Origin of the sequence: Metapseudomonas otitidis (genome assembly GCF_011397855.1) — a bacterium.
Classification (GTDB): Bacteria; Pseudomonadota; Gammaproteobacteria; order Pseudomonadales; family Pseudomonadaceae; genus Metapseudomonas; species Metapseudomonas otitidis.
Genome location: NZ_AP022642.1, coordinates 4,794,738 through 4,811,531, shown reverse-complemented (window position 1 = coordinate 4,811,531; position 16,794 = coordinate 4,794,738). Strand labels below are relative to the sequence as shown.

General features: G+C 58.6%; 27 protein-coding genes and 1 pseudogene. 19 read left to right on the top strand and 9 right to left on the bottom strand.

The features are described from left to right. Nucleotides 1-42: 42 nt before the first annotated feature. Nucleotides 43-486, bottom strand: coding sequence for a hypothetical protein (locus PotMrB4_RS22275; protein WP_172434504.1), 444 nt, complete (start codon nucleotides 484-486; stop codon nucleotides 43-45). A 214-nt stretch (nucleotides 487-700) separates the two neighbouring features. On the opposite strand from PotMrB4_RS22275, the gene PotMrB4_RS22270 reads away from it, so the two are divergent. Continuing rightward, complete coding sequence (locus PotMrB4_RS22270; RefSeq protein ID WP_172434503.1) at nucleotides 701-1,279, top strand: hypothetical protein; 579 nt, start codon at nucleotides 701-703, stop codon at nucleotides 1,277-1,279. A gap of 58 nt (nucleotides 1,280-1,337) precedes the next feature. Here the strand turns inward: PotMrB4_RS22270 and PotMrB4_RS22265 are convergent, their stop codons facing one another. After that, nucleotides 1,338-1,547, bottom strand: coding sequence for a hypothetical protein (locus PotMrB4_RS22265; RefSeq protein WP_172434502.1), 210 nt, complete (start codon nucleotides 1,545-1,547; stop codon nucleotides 1,338-1,340). Next, nucleotides 1,544-2,110, bottom strand: coding sequence for a hypothetical protein (locus tag PotMrB4_RS22260; RefSeq protein WP_172434501.1), 567 nt, complete (start codon nucleotides 2,108-2,110; stop codon nucleotides 1,544-1,546). The genes PotMrB4_RS22265 and PotMrB4_RS22260 overlap by 4 nt, the downstream gene beginning before the upstream one ends. A gap of 218 nt (nucleotides 2,111-2,328) precedes the next feature. Here PotMrB4_RS22260 and PotMrB4_RS22255 point away from each other — a divergent pair, with 218 nt between their 5' ends. After that, nucleotides 2,329-2,535, top strand: a complete 207-nt coding sequence (locus PotMrB4_RS22255; RefSeq protein WP_044400114.1) for a hypothetical protein — start codon at nucleotides 2,329-2,331, stop codon at nucleotides 2,533-2,535. A 72-nt stretch (nucleotides 2,536-2,607) separates the two neighbouring features. On the opposite strand, the gene PotMrB4_RS22250 is transcribed toward PotMrB4_RS22255, so the two are convergent. Beyond that, nucleotides 2,608-2,946: a helix-turn-helix domain-containing protein gene (locus PotMrB4_RS22250; RefSeq protein ID WP_232060755.1), complete on the bottom strand. Its 339-nt coding sequence runs from the start codon at nucleotides 2,944-2,946 to the stop codon at nucleotides 2,608-2,610. A 101-nt stretch (nucleotides 2,947-3,047) separates the two neighbouring features. Further along, on the bottom strand, nucleotides 3,048-3,305 hold the full coding sequence (locus PotMrB4_RS22245; protein WP_044400120.1) for a helix-turn-helix domain-containing protein: 258 nt from the start codon (nucleotides 3,303-3,305) through the stop codon (nucleotides 3,048-3,050). Nucleotides 3,306-3,618: 313 nt separating this feature from the next. Here PotMrB4_RS22245 and PotMrB4_RS22240 point away from each other — a divergent pair, with 313 nt between their 5' ends. Continuing rightward, a complete protein-coding gene (locus PotMrB4_RS22240) occupies nucleotides 3,619-3,798 on the top strand; it encodes a hypothetical protein (RefSeq protein ID WP_139134056.1) in 180 nt (59 codons plus the stop codon). Nucleotides 3,799-4,177: 379 nt separating this feature from the next. Here PotMrB4_RS22240 and PotMrB4_RS22230 read toward each other — a convergent pair whose 3' ends face one another. Beyond that, on the bottom strand, nucleotides 4,178-4,687 hold the full coding sequence (locus PotMrB4_RS22230) for a GNAT family N-acetyltransferase (protein ID WP_172434500.1): 510 nt from the start codon (nucleotides 4,685-4,687) through the stop codon (nucleotides 4,178-4,180). A gap of 310 nt (nucleotides 4,688-4,997) precedes the next feature. Next, nucleotides 4,998-6,686, bottom strand: a complete 1,689-nt coding sequence (locus tag PotMrB4_RS22225; protein WP_172434499.1) for a DNA cytosine methyltransferase — start codon at nucleotides 6,684-6,686, stop codon at nucleotides 4,998-5,000. Between PotMrB4_RS22225 and PotMrB4_RS22220 the strand changes: the two genes are divergently transcribed. Both PotMrB4_RS22220 and PotMrB4_RS22215 read left to right on the top strand, forming a co-directional pair. Continuing rightward, nucleotides 6,685-7,143, top strand: a complete 459-nt coding sequence (locus PotMrB4_RS22220) for a very short patch repair endonuclease (RefSeq protein ID WP_172434498.1) — start codon at nucleotides 6,685-6,687, stop codon at nucleotides 7,141-7,143. The genes PotMrB4_RS22225 and PotMrB4_RS22220 overlap by 2 nt on opposite strands. A 158-nt stretch (nucleotides 7,144-7,301) precedes the next feature. Next, a complete protein-coding gene (locus PotMrB4_RS22215; protein WP_172434497.1) occupies nucleotides 7,302-9,113 on the top strand; it encodes an ATP-binding protein in 1,812 nt (603 codons plus the stop codon). 218 nt (nucleotides 9,114-9,331) lie between these two features. On the opposite strand, the gene PotMrB4_RS22210 is transcribed toward PotMrB4_RS22215, so the two are convergent. Continuing rightward, the gene (locus tag PotMrB4_RS22210) at nucleotides 9,332-9,748 is read right to left on the bottom strand and encodes a hypothetical protein (protein ID WP_172434496.1); all 417 of its coding nucleotides are present in this window, start codon (nucleotides 9,746-9,748) and stop codon (nucleotides 9,332-9,334) included. 253 nt (nucleotides 9,749-10,001) lie between these two features. Here PotMrB4_RS22210 and PotMrB4_RS22205 point away from each other — a divergent pair, with 253 nt between their 5' ends. After that, nucleotides 10,002-10,208, top strand: a complete 207-nt coding sequence (locus PotMrB4_RS22205; RefSeq protein ID WP_172434495.1) for a hypothetical protein — start codon at nucleotides 10,002-10,004, stop codon at nucleotides 10,206-10,208. A 72-nt stretch (nucleotides 10,209-10,280) separates the two neighbouring features. On the opposite strand, the gene PotMrB4_RS22200 is transcribed toward PotMrB4_RS22205, so the two are convergent. Beyond that, nucleotides 10,281-10,556, bottom strand: a complete 276-nt coding sequence (locus PotMrB4_RS22200) for a helix-turn-helix domain-containing protein (RefSeq protein ID WP_069563378.1) — start codon at nucleotides 10,554-10,556, stop codon at nucleotides 10,281-10,283. 219 nt (nucleotides 10,557-10,775) lie between these two features. On the opposite strand from PotMrB4_RS22200, the gene PotMrB4_RS22195 reads away from it, so the two are divergent. From PotMrB4_RS22195 to PotMrB4_RS22140, 13 genes and pseudogenes are all read left to right on the top strand, one after another. Next, complete coding sequence (locus tag PotMrB4_RS22195) at nucleotides 10,776-10,961, top strand: hypothetical protein (protein ID WP_142014235.1); 186 nt, start codon at nucleotides 10,776-10,778, stop codon at nucleotides 10,959-10,961. Nucleotides 10,962-10,964: 3 nt separating this feature from the next. Next, nucleotides 10,965-11,165, top strand: coding sequence for a hypothetical protein (locus PotMrB4_RS22190; RefSeq protein ID WP_107331557.1), 201 nt, complete (start codon nucleotides 10,965-10,967; stop codon nucleotides 11,163-11,165). Continuing rightward, nucleotides 11,162-11,242: pseudogene (locus tag PotMrB4_RS28330) on the top strand (hypothetical protein); the annotation flags it as partial. The gene PotMrB4_RS22190 and the pseudogene PotMrB4_RS28330, both read left to right, overlap by 4 nt. A gap of 67 nt (nucleotides 11,243-11,309) precedes the next feature. Then, complete coding sequence (gene pflM, locus PotMrB4_RS22180) at nucleotides 11,310-11,594, top strand: lysogeny maintenance protein PflM (RefSeq protein ID WP_172435136.1); 285 nt, start codon at nucleotides 11,310-11,312, stop codon at nucleotides 11,592-11,594. A gap of 3 nt (nucleotides 11,595-11,597) precedes the next feature. Further along, nucleotides 11,598-12,233 carry a DNA cytosine methyltransferase gene (locus tag PotMrB4_RS22175; RefSeq protein ID WP_172434494.1) on the top strand — a complete coding sequence of 212 codons (636 nt, stop codon included), beginning with the start codon at nucleotides 11,598-11,600 and terminating at the stop codon, nucleotides 12,231-12,233. 3 nt (nucleotides 12,234-12,236) lie between these two features. After that, entirely contained in the window at nucleotides 12,237-12,449 is a 213-nt protein-coding gene (locus PotMrB4_RS22170) for a hypothetical protein (protein ID WP_172434493.1), read from the top strand. 247 nt (nucleotides 12,450-12,696) lie between these two features. Beyond that, the gene (locus PotMrB4_RS22165; protein ID WP_069563382.1) at nucleotides 12,697-13,056 is read left to right on the top strand and encodes a hypothetical protein; all 360 of its coding nucleotides are present in this window, start codon (nucleotides 12,697-12,699) and stop codon (nucleotides 13,054-13,056) included. 23 nt (nucleotides 13,057-13,079) lie between these two features. After that, nucleotides 13,080-13,202, top strand: coding sequence for a hypothetical protein (locus PotMrB4_RS28430; protein ID WP_256548485.1), 123 nt, complete (start codon nucleotides 13,080-13,082; stop codon nucleotides 13,200-13,202). Nucleotides 13,203-13,213: 11 nt separating this feature from the next. After that, nucleotides 13,214-13,447, top strand: coding sequence for a hypothetical protein (locus PotMrB4_RS22160; protein ID WP_069563383.1), 234 nt, complete (start codon nucleotides 13,214-13,216; stop codon nucleotides 13,445-13,447). A gap of 8 nt (nucleotides 13,448-13,455) precedes the next feature. After that, nucleotides 13,456-13,677, top strand: a complete 222-nt coding sequence (locus tag PotMrB4_RS22155) for a major capsid protein (protein WP_172434492.1) — start codon at nucleotides 13,456-13,458, stop codon at nucleotides 13,675-13,677. Between the two features lie 475 nt (nucleotides 13,678-14,152). Beyond that, entirely contained in the window at nucleotides 14,153-15,073 is a 921-nt protein-coding gene (locus PotMrB4_RS22150; RefSeq protein WP_172434491.1) for a hypothetical protein, read from the top strand. A gap of 2 nt (nucleotides 15,074-15,075) precedes the next feature. Continuing rightward, nucleotides 15,076-15,432, top strand: coding sequence for a DUF2523 family protein (locus PotMrB4_RS22145; RefSeq protein ID WP_172434490.1), 357 nt, complete (start codon nucleotides 15,076-15,078; stop codon nucleotides 15,430-15,432). Nucleotides 15,433-15,434: 2 nt separating this feature from the next. Continuing rightward, nucleotides 15,435-16,724 (top strand): zonular occludens toxin domain-containing protein, encoded by a 1,290-nt coding sequence (locus PotMrB4_RS22140; protein ID WP_172434489.1) that lies wholly within the window; start codon nucleotides 15,435-15,437, stop codon nucleotides 16,722-16,724. The last annotated feature ends 70 nt before the right edge of the window (nucleotides 16,725-16,794 follow it).

Sequence of the window (16,794 nt, the reverse complement as noted above, 5' to 3'; positions counted from 1 at the left end):
GGCCGCCGCCCAGGGGCGGCGGTTCGCCTGGGGTGGCCGGCGTTACGCCTGCCAGTGGCTGTTGGAGGCGCCGTCTTCCTGGTAGCGACCGAGCAGGTCCAGGGTTGAGCGCAGGCGCTCGGCTTCCTTCATGTCGTTGCGCTGCTGCGCCCCGTCGATGCCGTCGCGCAGCAGCTTCAGGTAATCGAAGCTGCGGCTGTTGTCGGCGCTGCCATCCACCGCCGACACACCGTTGAGGGTCATGGACACCAGCGACTCGGTGCCATCCAGCGTGCCTGTAGCCTTGACCTGGGCATTGATCCACTCCATCAGCTCGCCACGGTTCATGTGGCTGAAGTCGGCCTTGGGCGGCTGCTCCGCCTTCTCGCCGGCCAGCGCAGCGGCATAGTCTCCGGCGAAATCCCCCGTGCCCTGCGCCGTACCCCGGCCGGTTTTCTGCGTGCTGGAGGTGCCGGCCCCCTGCATCAACTGGGTATCGATCCTCATGGTTCTGCTCCTTCAGGTTGGGCTAGACCCGTTATTAGCAGGTTCCATGCCGAGCCCTGCAGGCGCCGGATGGCGCGGCTTGCAGGGTGCGTGCGGGTGGAGGAGGGCGGCAGGTGTGTGCCGGGGGGCGGCAAGGGGGTGCCTGGGGAGCGGTGCATCATGTATGGGGGGGCGTTAGGATGCGCTTCTTTCAGAACCTCATCGAGGCACGTCTTTGAATTACGGAATTGACGAGCACAAGCACCGATTCGCCGTATGGGCAGCTGGGCGAGCGTATGCGCGGCGTGGAAAGGGCTACACCGTTGCCGTGGCGAAGAGGCTGATAGAGAGTGCCGGGCTTGATCGCATCTCTAGTCCGACTGACCTACCACCTCCGGACGAAGTAGATGCGTTTATTCACCAGCGTATCGAAGCCGTTTGCGAGGCAGCACGGGTCACATCGTTGGAATGCACGTATGGGCGTGCCCAGAAGCTGGTCAACATCTACCTGAAGTCGAAATTGGTGTGTGCAGGGCACCATGACGACCCGAGTGTCAGGGCTTTGCATCCGCCGATTGATCGCGTGCTGATCAGGGCTCTCGTCACCTATAGCCATCAGCGTCGAAACGATGCCTCCCTTGCCGAATTTCGGGCTGCGCTGAACGCCGCACGACGCTTCGGTGAGTCTTGGACAGACTTCGACAAACCGACTTACGACGCCTACGTAGCGGCTTTCAAACTGCTTCAAGGGAGCGAGCCACTTTGGACTGTCGAAAAGCACTGGCGGCCGGAGAGAGAGTTAAGTGAAACGTGACGGTCGAAGCTATCCAAGAGCCGTGATTTCCAACGCCATTCAGGTACGTCTGTAGGCGCTACATCATCGGGCTAAAGCTGCTGGCGGCGGAGCAGTAGCGCTGCTTCATAAGGTCGCTGCTCGGCTCACAGTCCTGCTGCCAGCGCTCTCCCCAGCCCCTGCACTCGGCTTTGAAGAACTGCTTCGCGCCTTTGCGGCACTCCCGGTAATCGATCGAGCCGCGCTTGTGGTTGTCGCACACGCTGCCGTTGTCGATGTAGTTGTTCACGATGGTCCAGGTTGCGTAGTAGCTGCCGCCGCCGTCCCATTTCCTGACCATCTGACCATCTGACCATCTGACCATCTGACCATCTGACCATCTGACCATCTGACCATCTGGCCGTCCTTCTCGATGGATCGGCGGCGGGTGGTCGTTTGCTGGTTGGGCTGTTGATAGGCGAGCGACTGCCGTACGCCTTCCATGCTCACCACGTTGTCGGGCTGCCGGGGCGTGTAGTTGTGGTCGTTGAAGTCGGTCTGCCGCTGCTGGGCTTGGGCCTGTGCCCGGCGCTGTTCTTCCTTGCGGCGTTGATCGGCCCAGAGCTGCTCTTCGGCGGTGGCGGTTTGCGGTTGCCGTTCAGCCCCGTTGCCGTACGGGTCGGTATGCACGTATTCCGCTGGCGGCTCGGCGGGTTGATCGTTGAAGCGGGGGAAGGCGAAGTGGGTGCCTGCCAGGTTGAGCAAGCCAAACACCAGGGCACAGCCTGCGAGCCCTGGCACCAGCCAGCGAACCCATGCGCTTTTCCCGTCCCGCCTTACGTGGCGGGGGGCGTCGTCCCAGTCGGCTTTCATGGCCATCACTCCTTTGATCGGCAAGCCGCTGAATCCTATTCAGCCAGGGCGCCGTTATCAACGCCGATGCCCATGCCCATTGGTAGGGGACCTACGCATGCAGTGGTAGCTGGGATGCCGAAGTTTCCTAGGAGATGTCTGAATCCATCTGGCCACCCTCGCGCTAACCCGGCCCCTGTGCTGTTCTTCACCTCGTGAAAATGTGAGGTGTGTCACACATGCAATTACATGAAGGTGTCTGCCGTGCGGGCGATGTGGTGTCGATCAACATCCTTGATGGGGAGCCGGACGAGCGGGTGATGCGGTTGCTGCTGACTCAGGGGATCGAGGTGGAAGTGCTGGAGGTTCTGGAGGGGGCGGTGAAGCTGGCGGTGAGGGCACCGGGTGGGATGCTCATCGTGGAGGAGCTGACGTTTCCTCCGTGATGCTGGGGGGAGGGCTGGGTGTTACGAGCGGCTCGCCGGGGAACTGGCGGGCCGTTTCTATATATAGAGAGCCTATTCGGTATCCGTAGCATTAGCCCGGTCGTACTCCGGGCTGGTCTGGCCGCACTCGGGAGCGATCTTTCCGCTCACAAGCCACAGCGCGTACTCCGGGGCCAGTTCGACGATGACCTTGATGTCATCCTCGTTGACCCTCCTTCCACCCTTTCTGAGCGCATACCACTTCTCGCGGTCGACGCCGCTCAGCTCTTCCAGCTTCTTGGCCGTGAGCTTCTTATGCTCAAGTATTGCGATGATTCGCTCTCTCATATTCTCAATTCGCCTCTGGAGGTGCTGGAGGGTTCTGGAGGGGGCGGTGAAGCTGGCGGTGAGGGCACCGGGTGGAATGCTCACCGTGGAGGAACTGACGTTTCCTCCGTGATGGTGCGGGTTGAGGGCTGGGTGTTACGGGCGGCTCGCTGAGGGGGTTGGCGGGCCGCTTCTATATAGAGAGCCTATTCGGTATCCGTGGCATTCGCCTGATCGTACTCGGGGCTGGTCTGGCCGCACTCAGGAGCGATCTTTCCGCTCACAAGCCACAGCGCGTACTCCGGCGTGATGTTGGCCATTGCTTCGATGTCGTCTTCGTTCGCACGGCGCTTTCCATTTCGTAGGGCGTACCACTTCTCGCGGTCGATCCCGCTCAGCTCCTGCAGCTTCTTGGCTGTGAAGCTCTTCGCGTCCCATATGGCTATAAGCCGCTCTCTGATCATTCCAATTTGTTCTTAGTAATTAGCAAATAGTGCTACTAACTATCTGCAATGGTGGTTATTCTTGCATTATGTGATTTGCATTAAATGCAAATCATCATTTCCCAATAAAGACCAACATAGTGCAACAAAGGCCAGGGAGATGGAAGAAAACTACCTTGTTCTTATGTCATGCCGTAAAGCCCGGAGCCCGGAGCCCGGAGCCCGGAGCCCGGAGCCCGGAGCCCGGAGCCCGCACCGCGCCGCTACCAGCCTGCTGCTCCGGCTGCTCCGGATCATCCGCTTCGACCTGCACCGCGATCCCAACGCGGCTGCCATGAGGTTTCGCCAACTGGTGCTGCTGTTCCACGTCGCCGGCTTCGTGGACGACCTGCAGGTCAGCCGCCTCAACAAACTGGGGGACAACGCCCTGTACTACGGCCTGCGCGCCGCGCTCCATCGCGCCCGTGCCGACTTCTGGACCCGCCACCGTTCAGAATCCGTGAAGGATAGCTAGGTCATGGACCGTGATGACTTCCTGGCGCCGCCACCGCTGATGCCATGGCGCCAGTTCGCCAACTGGATTCGCATGGGCGACGAACACGACGTGTGTGGGGCTGGATTCGCAACGGCTACCTACCGTCCCGCAAGGTGGGCAAGTACGTGATGGTCAACGTGGCGCTGCTGACTCAGCAGATGTTGAAGCAGGAGCCTGATCCGTAGGCAGGGGAGGGCGGATGACGCCGACACTTGCAAGCCCTGGAAACGACCAAGCCCCTGGAAGTATGGGGTTCAGGGGCTTGGCTTTTGATGGCAGCACCTACCACCGCCAGTCGATCCGGGCTTTTCAGGGCGAACCAGCTGGCGTTTGCGAGGAAGGACGTGACGGTCTGTCATCACCAGGTGATTGCGTAGATGCTTTGAGGCTCATTGAAACGCGTCAGCTCACGCTCAAGGGTCATCCCGATTCTCTTGAGCAAGCGTATGGAGGCGAGATTTCTGCTCTGCGTTTCGGCAATCACTCTTCTAAGCCCCATCACGTTTTTCCCGTAGTGCAGCGCGAGGGTTAACGCCTCGGTGGCGTATCCCTTACCGAAGTGCTCCGGGAGCAGTTCGTAACTCACCTCAATATCAACGCCATCATGATGCTGGTCGAACGAAACAACGCCGGCGAACTGCCCAGCTCGCTGGGTTCGGATGACCCATAAAGGGGGTTCTCTGTGAGCACCTACCTCAAGTTCCGCCCGCTTCACTGCCGCCTCTTTGCTGAGCGGGCCTCCCAAGTAAGCGCGCACCACAGGGTCGGTATACAACCTCACGAGATCCGCGGTATCTGCAGGGCATAGCGGTGTTAGACGAATACGTGAATGCACTGACGTTTCATCGCAGGTAAGGGGACTCGGCATCTTGGGCGCACCTCGATTCAATGGCGCTTGCATCGATGGCTGGAGTGGCAGCGGGATTTGCTGAGTTCTTTCACACTTCCCAACCCCCAGAAACGACTAAGCCCCTGAAAACCGAGGTTATTCAGGGGCTTAGCTTTTGATGTCTGGAGCGGGCGAAGGGAATCGAACCCGTTTCGGCTCATGGTCTTTGCTGGGCTTTCCCTGCCAACGTCAGTCAATTCGGGCTTTCCATGGCATATGGCTTGGTATGTGCTGGGCATTGTCGGTCTGTGGTTTCGACACTTTTTCGACAGATGCCCAGCTCGGGAGGTCAGGCGCAGGCTTCCTCGCACTTCTTCTCTTCCGTATCCGCAGCCTGTCTGTCGAATGCCTCGACCTTGTCGAACAGGATACGGAACACCACCCTGGCGATCTTCGAGGCCAGCAGCGGGGGAACTGCGTTGCCTACCTGATGGAACTGCTCCGTCCTGTTGCCCTGGAAGAAGTAGTTGTCCGGGAAGGTCTGTATCCGCGCAGCTTCGCGCACCGAGAGGCTACGGCACTGGGTGGGGTCGTAGTGAATGAAGTAGTGCCCATCCTTGGAAATGTGGCTGGTGATGGTGGTCGCCGGCCGTTTTTCCGCCTGCACACGGAAGCGGTCACTGAATACGCCCGTCTTCCAGTTCTTGTGCTCAGGTGCGAGCCCATCGAGGTGGAAGCCTTTATGGCCTTTGGGTGAGACGCCGTATGTCTTTGCATAAGCTGCCGCAAAAACGTACCTGCGCAGATCCGCAGACATGTGTCCGCGAACTTCATGGTTCAGCCAGTAATCAAGGTTCTGGTCCCGATACCAGGTGTCCAGTTCAGCGCTGCCGGTACTGCCATCCGACTTGTCCTCAGGTCTTCGGACTCGCCTTCCGCCCCACGTTTCCGGTGCATTGAACTCCCTCAATACATCACCCAGCGCCTGCCACATCTTGTCGCCAACATCGATCTGGCTTCGAAGGTATTCCACCTCATCGGTCACGACATCGATCCAGTTGTCCTTGCTGTCCTCTACCGAGGTGAGGCCGCTTCGAAGTCTTGGCAGGCTGCCGATGACCTGTCCCACAGTTGCTTCCGGGCTGTCATTGGTCAGCTTGACCTGAGCGATGTCGGAGGGCAGGCAATCCTCTGCGATTCCAAGCAGGATCACCCGGTGGCGAGCCTGAGGGATGCCGTATTCCTCGGCTTTGATGACGAACGCTCTCGGATCGATCTTGTTCACATCGTCATCGGGGCCGAAGTGGGTCCCTGTCACTAGCGAATAGATGTGGTATCGCTTGCCAGCCTCTCCTTCCGGGGGAGATGAGAGGTCACGAAGGATGTTTGAAAAGATCCGCTCGTTGTTCACCTTGGACGAGAGAATGCCCTTCACGTTTTCCATCACGAAAACGCTTGGCTGTTTCTCTCTGATGATCCGCAGGTACTCCTTGTAGAGGAAATGCCGATGATCATCTTCGGCCTTGTAGTCGGCCTTGGCCTGGTTACGTGCACGGCCTACCACCGAATAGGCCTGACAAGGCGGGCCTCCGATCAGCACCCAGGGCCTTTTGTCATTGAGACCGTGCTGTGGATCATTCAGGGCTTCATCCAGCGTCGCGTTACCCTCGCTGGTTCCAAGTGTGATGCACCTTGCTTCCCTTCCTGCTTCCTCCCAGAGTTGGGCGGTGTCGTGGGATGGGACGAACCCCTCGGTGGTTGATGGATCGTTGCAGTAGTCGTAGTACTCGCGTAGATGACTTGGCTTGTGCTTCTTCAGCAGTCGATAGAAGGCTCTCAATCGCAGGGTCTGCCAAGCCTTGGAGTCCTTTTCTGCGGACACTACGATCTCGAAGCGACTGCCGTCGCCGAACGACGTAAAACCCTCGCCCAGTCCGCCGGGCCCCGCGAACAGGTCAACCACCTGGATGGCTCGGTCAAGCTCACGGGTGGGATCCCTGGGCGTTTCCTCGAAAAGGTTCTTCTGGTCTTGAGTCATGGACATAGTCAGTAAGGAAGTCAGGTCTCGCATGATGGCGGGCATTCGGGGCAGCAACACGTCACCGGAAATGAAGGTCCGGCGTCTGCTGCATCGGCACGGCTTCAGATATCGTCTTCACCAGAAAAACCTTCCTGGAAGGCCTGATCTGGTGCTCTCCCGCTATCGGGTCTGCATCTTCGTGCATGGCTGCTTCTGGCACAGGCATCCCGGGTGCCGCTATGCAACGACCCCTAAGACCCGACCGGAATTTTGGCAGGCAAAATTTGAGCAGAACGTCGCTCGTGATGCCAAGGTCAAGGCTGAGCTCCTTGTGTTGGGGTGGCGCGTGATTGAGCTCTGGGAGTGCGGTATCCGCGGGCCAGAGTCGGGCATGGAATGGCTCCTCAGCGCAGTCCGCGATTGTAATCAAAAAATCGTCTGCTGGCCTGACCTTCTAGCAGGAGCTGTTGGATAGCTCCTTCTTGATTACAATGCTCATACTGGGCTTCTGCAGCTTGAAAATGATCTATTTCTTTACGCTACACTCCACCCCTCGTAGCACACTGGTAGAGATGGCCTGCGCAAATAAAAATCTTACTGTGTGGTAACTATATTTTAATTAACGGGATTAGAATGGACTTTCTCAGTAATCGCAGTGAATCAGCTATTCGGAAGGAAATTCGCGGTATTCGCGATAGTTACCACCATTATTGGGATCTCTTGGCTGAGCTTTTGCAAAATTCTCGTGATGCTATTAACAGAAAGCGCTCTGCGAGTGGCGGTGATGGTCCGTTCTTTATTCATCTTGAAATAGACTCTTCAAGTAATACCGTTACAGTTTTAGATAATGGTATAGGGATTCCGAAAGATCGCTTGCATGAAATGCTTGCTCCGGGTGGAGGTGATAAGGATGGGTCCAGTAGTACTGAGGCAGGTGAGAAAGGTGTAGGGCTCACATATGCTGTTTTTTCGGGGAACAATTTCTCTATAGAGAGTCGAGTTGTTGATCAACACGCTGCTGGCGGGCGTGTTATGTCTGCTCAGAACTGGCTAAATGATCAGCCTGGAAGTTTGCGCCCGCAGTATGTGGAGTCAAAGGACATTACAGGGCTACAAGATTCTATTGTGTTTGGTGCGTCTAGCTCTGATGTTGTCCCGTCAAAGTATTCTTTGGCTTCTTATACGAAAATTTCCGTTGGTAACATAACTCCGCCAGAGAATGATGTGAGTATTTTTTCCCTTACGGCTCCACAGCTCGAGGCACTTATAACCAGTAGGACGGCTGTAGGGGTTACTCGGCGATTATTTAATCCTGGGCAACAATTGGAGTTTGATTTTTATCTGACCTTGAAATTGCCGAGTGTCTTGGTTTCCGAGAAGAAAATCGAAGCGTGCTATAAAACTCCTCATCAGCTTGTTCAGGCTAGTGAAGTTGTTAGGTTGGAAACTGTGAGGAATAGTTTTGTTAGTAAGAATGGTGCGGCTGAAAAGCGGAAGTATCTAGGCTCGAAAACCGTATTTGAGACGGCTCGTGTCACTGTTGAGAACTGGGAAATAGATGTGTACGGTGTGATGTTTCCTGATAATGACACTTTTAAGCAGCTTTCCAAGAATCCACTCAGACTAATTATGGATGATGGTGAGCAGACAGAAGGTAGCACTCTGTTTCAAAGTGGTATTTATGTTGGAACAAAGGGTATGCCTACCGGGATGAGGATCGAACCTAAGGCTGGAGGGCGCTACCCTGCATACTACAAGCGCTGTTTTTTCTTTGTTGAGTCACCTGATTTAAAATTCGATTTGGGTAGGAAGTCGCTTCATTACAAGTACACTAGGCGTCTCCAGACGGCTGTGGCCGAACTTTTCAGTAAGTTTGAGGATATCGCTCCTTTCCAAGGTGATGCTCGCGCTATACCTGGCGAAGTCCAAAAAACTACCATGGAGAGAGCCGCCGAGCTTCAGCAAGACTGGAAAATTGCTAAAGGGTTTGCTGAGTTAGGAGAGACTTCTATTCAGTATTCTCGAATTCCTAACGACCAAGAGGCCGCTGTTGCTGCAATATTTCACGAGCTTTTAGGGGCTGGGGTACTTAAGAATTATCGAACCTTGAAGACAAGTTACGGCTCTAGGTACGATGTGTACGCAATTTGTTCGAATGCGGCTGGTATGACCGTTGATGCGGTTATCGAGTTTAAACATGGCCTTGAGGCTGTTGTGAAAGACTTTCAAGAGAGAAGCAAGAATTTCTCTGAAATTAATTTGCTTGTCGCTTGGGACGCTGATGAGCAAAAATTAAAGAATGCTGGTTTTGATCTTGAGGTTGTTAATTCAGGCTTCTTTGACGGCGTGACTCATAATCTTACTGTCCCGGTTCAGGGTATAAATTCTATAGAGGTGATTCTGCTGAGAACCTTCTTGGATCGGCGGAAATCAAATACTCATTGAGTAAATTTTCATAAGAAAGGAGCAATTTTGCTCCTTTCTTGTGTATTGTTGTAAGTTTTTAATGCAGGTTTGTGTGTTTTTCGGGATTAAATTTCTCGTGTTACGAAGCGCTCCTGTATACGGTATTTATTCAAGAGCATATGAGGTCTTCTCATCATCACCATACTGCTGAATGGGCGTATTATGCGGCTTTTATTTAGTCTGATTGATGCGGTGACTTACCAAGATTTTTTAATTTCACCCTTCGAACACCCAATCACATCAGCATCAATGGTGTAGTCAGGCTTCAGGCACTCTTGGATCGGGCGGGGCTTGCAGTCGACCTTGCAGCGCTTGGCTTCCACGATGGCGGCGTGCCTACGCTTCATTTCTTCGTCGTAGGCAATCTGCTCTTCGATCTTCCGTTGCTTCAAATACTCTTTTGCCGCTGGGGCCATTACGCCTTCGTTTTCCGCGAAGCCACGCATCATCCGGTCGCTGAGTTCCTGGCTCATCGGCTTGATGATGAAGTCGGTGATTGCCTTGCTCGCGGTGTCTATCGCGTCATTCTGGGTGGGGTCTTTGGGCTCGTCGGCTGCGCTGAGTGTGGTCACTGCCAAGAGGGCAAGCCCGAGTGCGGCGGCGGGAAATTTCATTGTCAGAGTCCTTTCTGCTGCGTTGTCGGCAGGTAGGCATAAATTGGCGTTGATCGTGTGATCCGTCAATTTAGCTTTGGTGTGACCCCATGGGCTGCTCTGCTCCTTGGGCTCCTTGTCTGAGTTCCTGTGCGTTCTGTGGTAGCTGGGGTGCTCAAGTTTCTTCAGAAACGTCTGAACCCGCTTAACCGCTCTCGCGCCCTGGTCGCCTGCTGTGGTGTTCTCACTCCGTCAAAAATGTGAGGTACATCACATGCAATCGCATCAAGGTGTCTGTCGTGCTGGTGACGTGGTGTCGATCAACATTCTCAAGGGCGAGCCGGATGAGCGGGTCATGCGGTTGCTGCTGACTCAGGGAATCGAGGTCGAGGTGGTGGAGGTGCTGGAAGGGGCGGTGAAGCTTGCTGTGAGGGCGCCGGGTGGGATGCTCATTGTGGAGGAGCTGGCGTTTCCTCCGTAGTCACTTCTTCTTGCTCTTGCTGCGGGCGGTCTCGCCGGGAGAACCAGCGGGCCGCCACTCTGGCTGTAACGTCTATACCGCGTCTCGTTCGGTCAAGTTTCGATCTGCTTCTTCATAACCGGGGCTTATCTGCCCTGCCTCAGGCATTACTTCCCCCGTCAGCATCCACCACCGGTACTGAGGGAAGACCTTCGCAATAGCCAGGATTTCTTCTTCCTTAATCTCCCTGTTTTTTGAGGGGTTCTTAAGGTTGCTCCACGTGTAGCGACTGATGCCGGTCAGCTCCTCAAGCTTGGGCAGCCTGATGTTCGATGACGCCAGGATGGTTATAACGCGCTGCTTTATCATTCCGTATTCATCTAAATAAACTCTAGTCAAATTGACTTGAGCCGCATATGCTTCGGTTCAGCTTGAGTCAATTTGACTTAAGCCCTGCTAAACGATGTCCAACATAGTGCAGCAAAGGCCAAGGATGTGGAAGGAATCAACCAACTACCCTGCGTTTCCCTCGCTCCCTCTGTCTCGCCGGCTCACGCCAACCCGACGCTTGCCGCGCTGCTGTGTGGCTTGCTCCGCGTCATCCGCTACGCCCCGCACCGCGACGCCTTCGCGGCTGCGCTGAGGTTCCGCCAACTGCTGTTGCTGTTCCGCGTGGCCGGTCACCTCGATGCCGCACAGGCCTCCCGCCTCTCCGCGCTTGTGGATAACGCCCTGTACCGGGGCACCCGCTCACCCTCTGTGAAGGATCGCTAGGTCATGGACCGTGAACACTATTTGACCCCGCCGCCGCTGATGCCGTGGCGCCAGTTCGCCGACTGGATTCGGATGGGTGACGACCACGATGTGGTGTGGGGCTGGATTCGCAACGGCTACCTGCCGTCTCACAAGGTCGGCAAGTACGTGATGGTCAACGTGGCGCTACTGGTCCAGCAGATGCTGGACAAGGACGACCTATGAGCCGCGCCAACGCTGAATTCGCCCTGCGCCTGCCTGAGCTGCTCCGGGCCCGCATCGAACGGGCGGCCAGTGCCTCTCGGCGTTCGCTGAATGCCGAGGTGGTGGTCCGCCTGGAGCACAGTTTCTGCCGTGAGGGTGTCGCCGATGGGGATGCACCGCTACCTGCACAAACCGCACCCCGTGGGCTGCGCCTGCTCTGTCTGCTGGTCCCGCGCCGCTCCGGTCGCCCCCGTAGCCTCCCGGTCCACGGCATGCGACCACTGCCGCCCCGCGCAGATGTCCAGGGTCGATGGGAAATGGGTCTGCCAGCCGGCCTCGTTCTGCGAGAAACACAGGCCCGCGCGCCGCGCCCCGAAGTACTGGAACGTTGTCTACGACAGCGGGCCGCCCACCCCTTTCGTGCCCATTCACGAACCCTTTGGAGACTGAGCCATGTCTAGGCATCAACCCACCGCCCTGGTGGCCTGCGAATTCTCTGGCCGCGTGCGTGATGCACTGACTCGCATCGGCTTCTACGCCGTGAGTTGTGATCTGCTGCCATCGGAAACCGAGGGCGAGCACATCCAGGGTGACGTTCTGGAGGTTCTCGACTGGGGCTGGGATCTGCTGATCGCGCATCCGCCCTGCACTGATCTGGCCGTTTCCGGTGCTCGTCACTTCGCCGCCAAGATCGCCGATGGCCGCCAGGGCAGGGCGCTCGACTTCGTTCGTGCTCTGATGGCTGCCCCGGTTCGCTTCAAGGCCCTGGAGAACCCCAAGTCGGTGATTTCGAGCCATATCCGAAAACCGGACCAGATCGTTCAACCCTGGATGTTCGGCCACGGCGAACGCAAGGAAACCCACTTCTGGCTGGAGAACCTGCCGAAGCTGGTGCCTACCGACATTGTCGAGGGGCGGGCGCCTGTGGTGCATTACATGGGGCCAGGCCCCGACCGCTGGAAGAACCGCAGCCGCACCTATCAGGGCATTGCCGATGCGATGGCCGAGCAGTGGGGGCGTCACGTCATCGAACAGCTCGCCAGTCCCTCCCGGTCTGCCGACCCGTTCGGTCTGGTCCTGGAGGCCTGAGCCATGGGGGACGTTCTGTTCATCGCGGCCTTCGCGGTTCTGTTCGTGGTGCTGTCGCTCCGGTTTGCCAAGGCCCTTGGCTTCTGGCCCCGCCCGAACCCCCACACCGAACCCGCCCCGGTCCAGGGCCGCCGCACCGGCTTGTCCGAACACGTTTCACCGTTCGGTCAAACGGAGCGCCGGGCGGAGCGAACCCTTGACCGTCCTCCCCCCTGAAAGCCTCAGCGCGGGAGTAGGGAGAACGCTCTTCCCTCCCTGCTCCCGAGCCCTCGGCGGCAAGAGCGGGATGACAAGGGCAGCGCCCTTGGTGTTAACCGAGTAACCGGCCACGCATAGGCCGCGATTCAAACCCCAGCAGACCGACCACGCACTCGGGCGAAAACGAAAGTTCGCCCGTGTGGGATCGCTCGGCCTGCTGAAAGGCAAACCGCGCACTAACGCGCACTCACGTGAGGTCACTCAAATGGCACGTTCGATCATGGAAGTTGCATTCCTGGGCACTCAGAAAACCGAGATGGAAGGGGCGAAGTACGTGAAGGTCTTCTACGGCGATGAGCCGGACGGCAAGACCGAGCACGGGCTCTCGATCATTGGCATGGCGGTGGCTGACGACTACGCCGATGAAGTCTTCGCCGCTGGGGCTCAGTTCCAGCCGCTGGAGATGGTCCGCATCACGTTCGAGGTCGACCGTGGCGGCCAGAACAAGGGCAAGAATCTGGCGTTGCACATCGAAGCGGTCAAACCGCGCCCGGTTGCCCCCAGCGGCAACACCCGCAACCAACCCCAACCGACCGCCCCGGCTGCTGAGCCGGCCAAGTCCTGACCTGAGCAGGGAAGGGGCTGAGCATGGCGCGTTACCTGTTCATCGCCGCGTTGGGCTTCTCGGGCGGCTTCCTCGCCGGGTACGTCGATGGGCTGAGCACGGTTGAGCAGTACGCGCCGATCGCCCTCGGAAGCATGCACCCCTGAGGAGGTCCCCCATGTCGCTTGCCGCCGTTCAAGTCTGCACCCGCTGGGTGGGCTCGCTGTGCATCCAGACCGAATGGCGGCAGGCCTACCTGATCCCCCCGGAGGCTGCCGGCTACGTCGACATCCTCGTTACGGGTGGGTTCTCCCCGAAGGCGTTCGGCATCGGTTTCGCCGGCACCCTCGGGGTGTTCCTGACCGGTCTGGCCGTGGGCTGGATCGCGTCGATCCTTCGCAAAGCAAAGTGAGGCATCTCATGAAAAACCTGTTCCGCAACACCTGCATCGCCCTGTCCGTTTCCGCCGTCACCGCCGTGCCGACCTTCGCTGCCGGTGAGTCGATCATCGACACCGCCGCCATCAAGGCATCCATGGAAGCGGCCAAGTCCGACGCGGGCACCGTGGCCGGCTACGTCGCCATCGCGCTGTCCGTCCTGGCTTGCGCGGGCGTGGTCTTCGGCATGCTCCGCAAGGCGTAAGCCGGTGATCTGGTCCCTCTTCCTGGGAACCCTCGTCGCGGGCGCCTTCATCACGGGCTACCGCACCGGCGAGTTTTTCTAGGCCACTGAGAACCGCCCGGCTGCTGGGAAAGGGCCGGGCTTTTTGTTGTGTGGAGACGTGGCAATGCCCCTCAACTTCGCTCGCCTCAGAGCTCTGATACCGGCTGTGGTGGCTTTGCTGTGCCTATTGTTCGGCTCACCCGCTCGTGCGGATTTTCATTGGTACATCGACTCGACCACCTATTTCGGCAGTTCTCCCGCTGCCGCCTGCGTGGCAATCGCGCCTCACGCAGGCGCTTGGCCAACCTCCGAGTATCGCTATGACTCGTATTACATCACCCGCATTACCGAAACTCAGTTCGACTGCTACCTGAGATTCCGTTCACCCGATGGCCAAGAGGTGGTCACTCGATACAATCCTATCCACGTGATTCGGGGGCCAGGTTCTTGCGATTTGCCCAAGGTCTACGACGACCAGACCGGCGAATGCAACGACCCGCCCAAAGACTGTAAATCCGAAACCGGCGATATCCTTACCCGAGGCAGCATTGCCGGCATCGTCGTCACCAACGGTCGCACCTACTCCCTCTCCCAGGCGCCCTCCAGCGCTTGCGTAGACAGTTGCACCTTCGCCCTCAAGGACGAAGGCCGCCCGCGTTACACCAGCTGCTACCTCGTCAAGGGCTCCCAGGTCGACAGCTTCTGCAACTACATCCTCACCGGCACCGGAGAACCCTGCTCCGGCTGGAACTGGGCTCAGCCCGAAACTGGCGACCCGCTGAACCCCGCCGACACCCCCGACGCTCCCCCATCCGACCCCAACGACCCCGGCTGCCCCAAAGGCTGGTCATGGTCCGGCACCACCTGCGTCAAGACGCCCACCGATGGCGACGGTGGCGGCGACAAGGAGGGCGACAAGGACAAAGACCCCAGCGGCGGTGGCGGCGTCGGTGGTGGTGGTGGCGACAAGGACCCCGGCGGCGACGGGCAGGACGGCGGCACCGACGGTGACAAAGACAAGGACAAAGACCCCGGCAGCGGAACCGGTGGCGGTAAAGACCCGGACAAGGGCAGCAGCCTCAAGCCACCCAAGGCCGGCAGCTTCGACAACGCCAACAAAGAGTGGGAGGCCAAGGCCGAACAGGCTCGCCAGCTCTTCAACGAAAAGCTCAAGCAACAGATGAACAGCTTCAAGGGCGTCTTCGACGTCAACCTCGGCCAGGGTGCCGGCTCGCTGCCCTGCGAGCGGTTCACCGTCCTCGGCCAGACCCTGAGCATCTGCCTCACCGACTACGCCACCGAACTGGCCTACCTGCGCCAGATCCTCCTGCTCGTGGCCAGCGTCATCGCCGCCACCATCGTTCTGAGGGATTGACCATGGACACCATCGCCGGCTTCCTCGACCAGATCATCGGCTTCTTCCAGGCCGCCTGGGACTTCCTCGCTCAAGGCATCTACGACTACTTCAAGGACGCCTTGCTGGTCGCCACCAAGGCCGCCATCTACAGCTACTTCTCCAGCCTCACCCTGTGTATGGAAATCGCCTTCGTTGCCGCACGGGAAATCATCCAGAGCCTGGGCCTGTCCTCGGCCGTCCGCTCCGCGTTCTCCGCACTGCCCCCGCAGATCAGCAGCGCCCTCTCGTTCTTCGGCATCCCCCAGGCCCTCAACATTCTGTTTTCCGCCCTCAGCACCCGCTTCGTCATGCGGTTCGTGCCCTTCATAGGACGCTGACCATGTCGATCAAAATCCACCACGGCCCCAACGGCTCCTACAAGACCTCCGGCGCCCTGCAGGACGACGCCATCCCCGCCTTGCTGCAGGGGCGCGTCATCATCACCAACATCCGCGGCTTCACCCTGGACCGCGCTTACACCGTCTTTCCCGACCTGCCCAACACCAGCGAAATCATCAACCTCTCGCTCGAATCGCTCCCCGACCTCGAGCGTATGCGCACGTGGTTCCAGTGGGCACCGCGCGGTGCCTTCATCATCTTCGACGAAACCCAGCTGGTGTTTCCCAAGTCCTGGCGCGACAGCGACCTCAAGCGCTTCGACTTCCCTGGAGGCCCCGAAGCCGCCGCCGAAGCCGACCGCCCCATGGGCTGGCTCGACGCCTGGACCCGGCACCGCCACTTCAACTGGGACATCGTCCTCACCACCCCCAACATCGCCTACATCCGCGACGACATCCGCATGACCAGCGAGATGGCCTACCGGCATTCCAACCTCGCCGTTATCGGCATCCCCGGCCGCTACAAAGAGGCCCAGCACGATGCCCAGATCAACCGCCCGCCCATGGAAGGGACCGTCATCGAATACAAGCGGATCAAGAAGCAGACCTTCGCCCTCTACGACTCCACCGCCACGGGAGCGCACCATGACACCAAAGCCGGAAAGAGCCTCTTCAGGTCGCCTAAGTTACTGCTACTACTGGTATTTATTGCCGCTTGCGTTGGCTTTTCGGCATGGATGGGGCCAGTTACTTTCGGCGTTGCTCCGCCTGCTGAAACAGCCGCTGCCCCTGCTCAAACGGGTGACCCGAACCAGCTGCAGGGCACTGGCCAGCCTGGGGCTGTGGTTGCTGCGCCGCGTGATTCTGCGGGTAGCCTCCTTCCTGGCGTGCCTGTGGGCCTTCAGCCAGGTAGCCCGCCTGTTCAGCTAGCGCACCCCTTCGGTGACCGCCGTATCTCCATCATCGGCACCCTGTACATGGCCGACAAAGGCGTCATCTACCTCTTCCAGATGACCGATGCCCAAGGGCAGGTGATCAACCTCAACTCCTGGCAGCTCATGGCCAGTGGGTACCGCTTCAAGCCCCAGGGTGAATGCGTGGTGCGGGTCACCTACGAAGACTGGGAATCCCGCTTCACCTGCCAGGGCCAGCCCCGCAACAGCCCCCCAGCGGCCACCGCCCCACCGCCTGACCCCAACGCCCCGCCCAAGGTGGCGGCCCCCATATCCCAGGGCCTTGCAGAGGTCCCCGCTAGGGCATGGCCCTCAACCATCGGTTACAGCGCGCCCTAGGGGCAGTGCTGAGCGCGCGTGCGGCCTGGAGGGAGCGCAAGGCACGAGCGCACGACAGGCCGCACGCGCG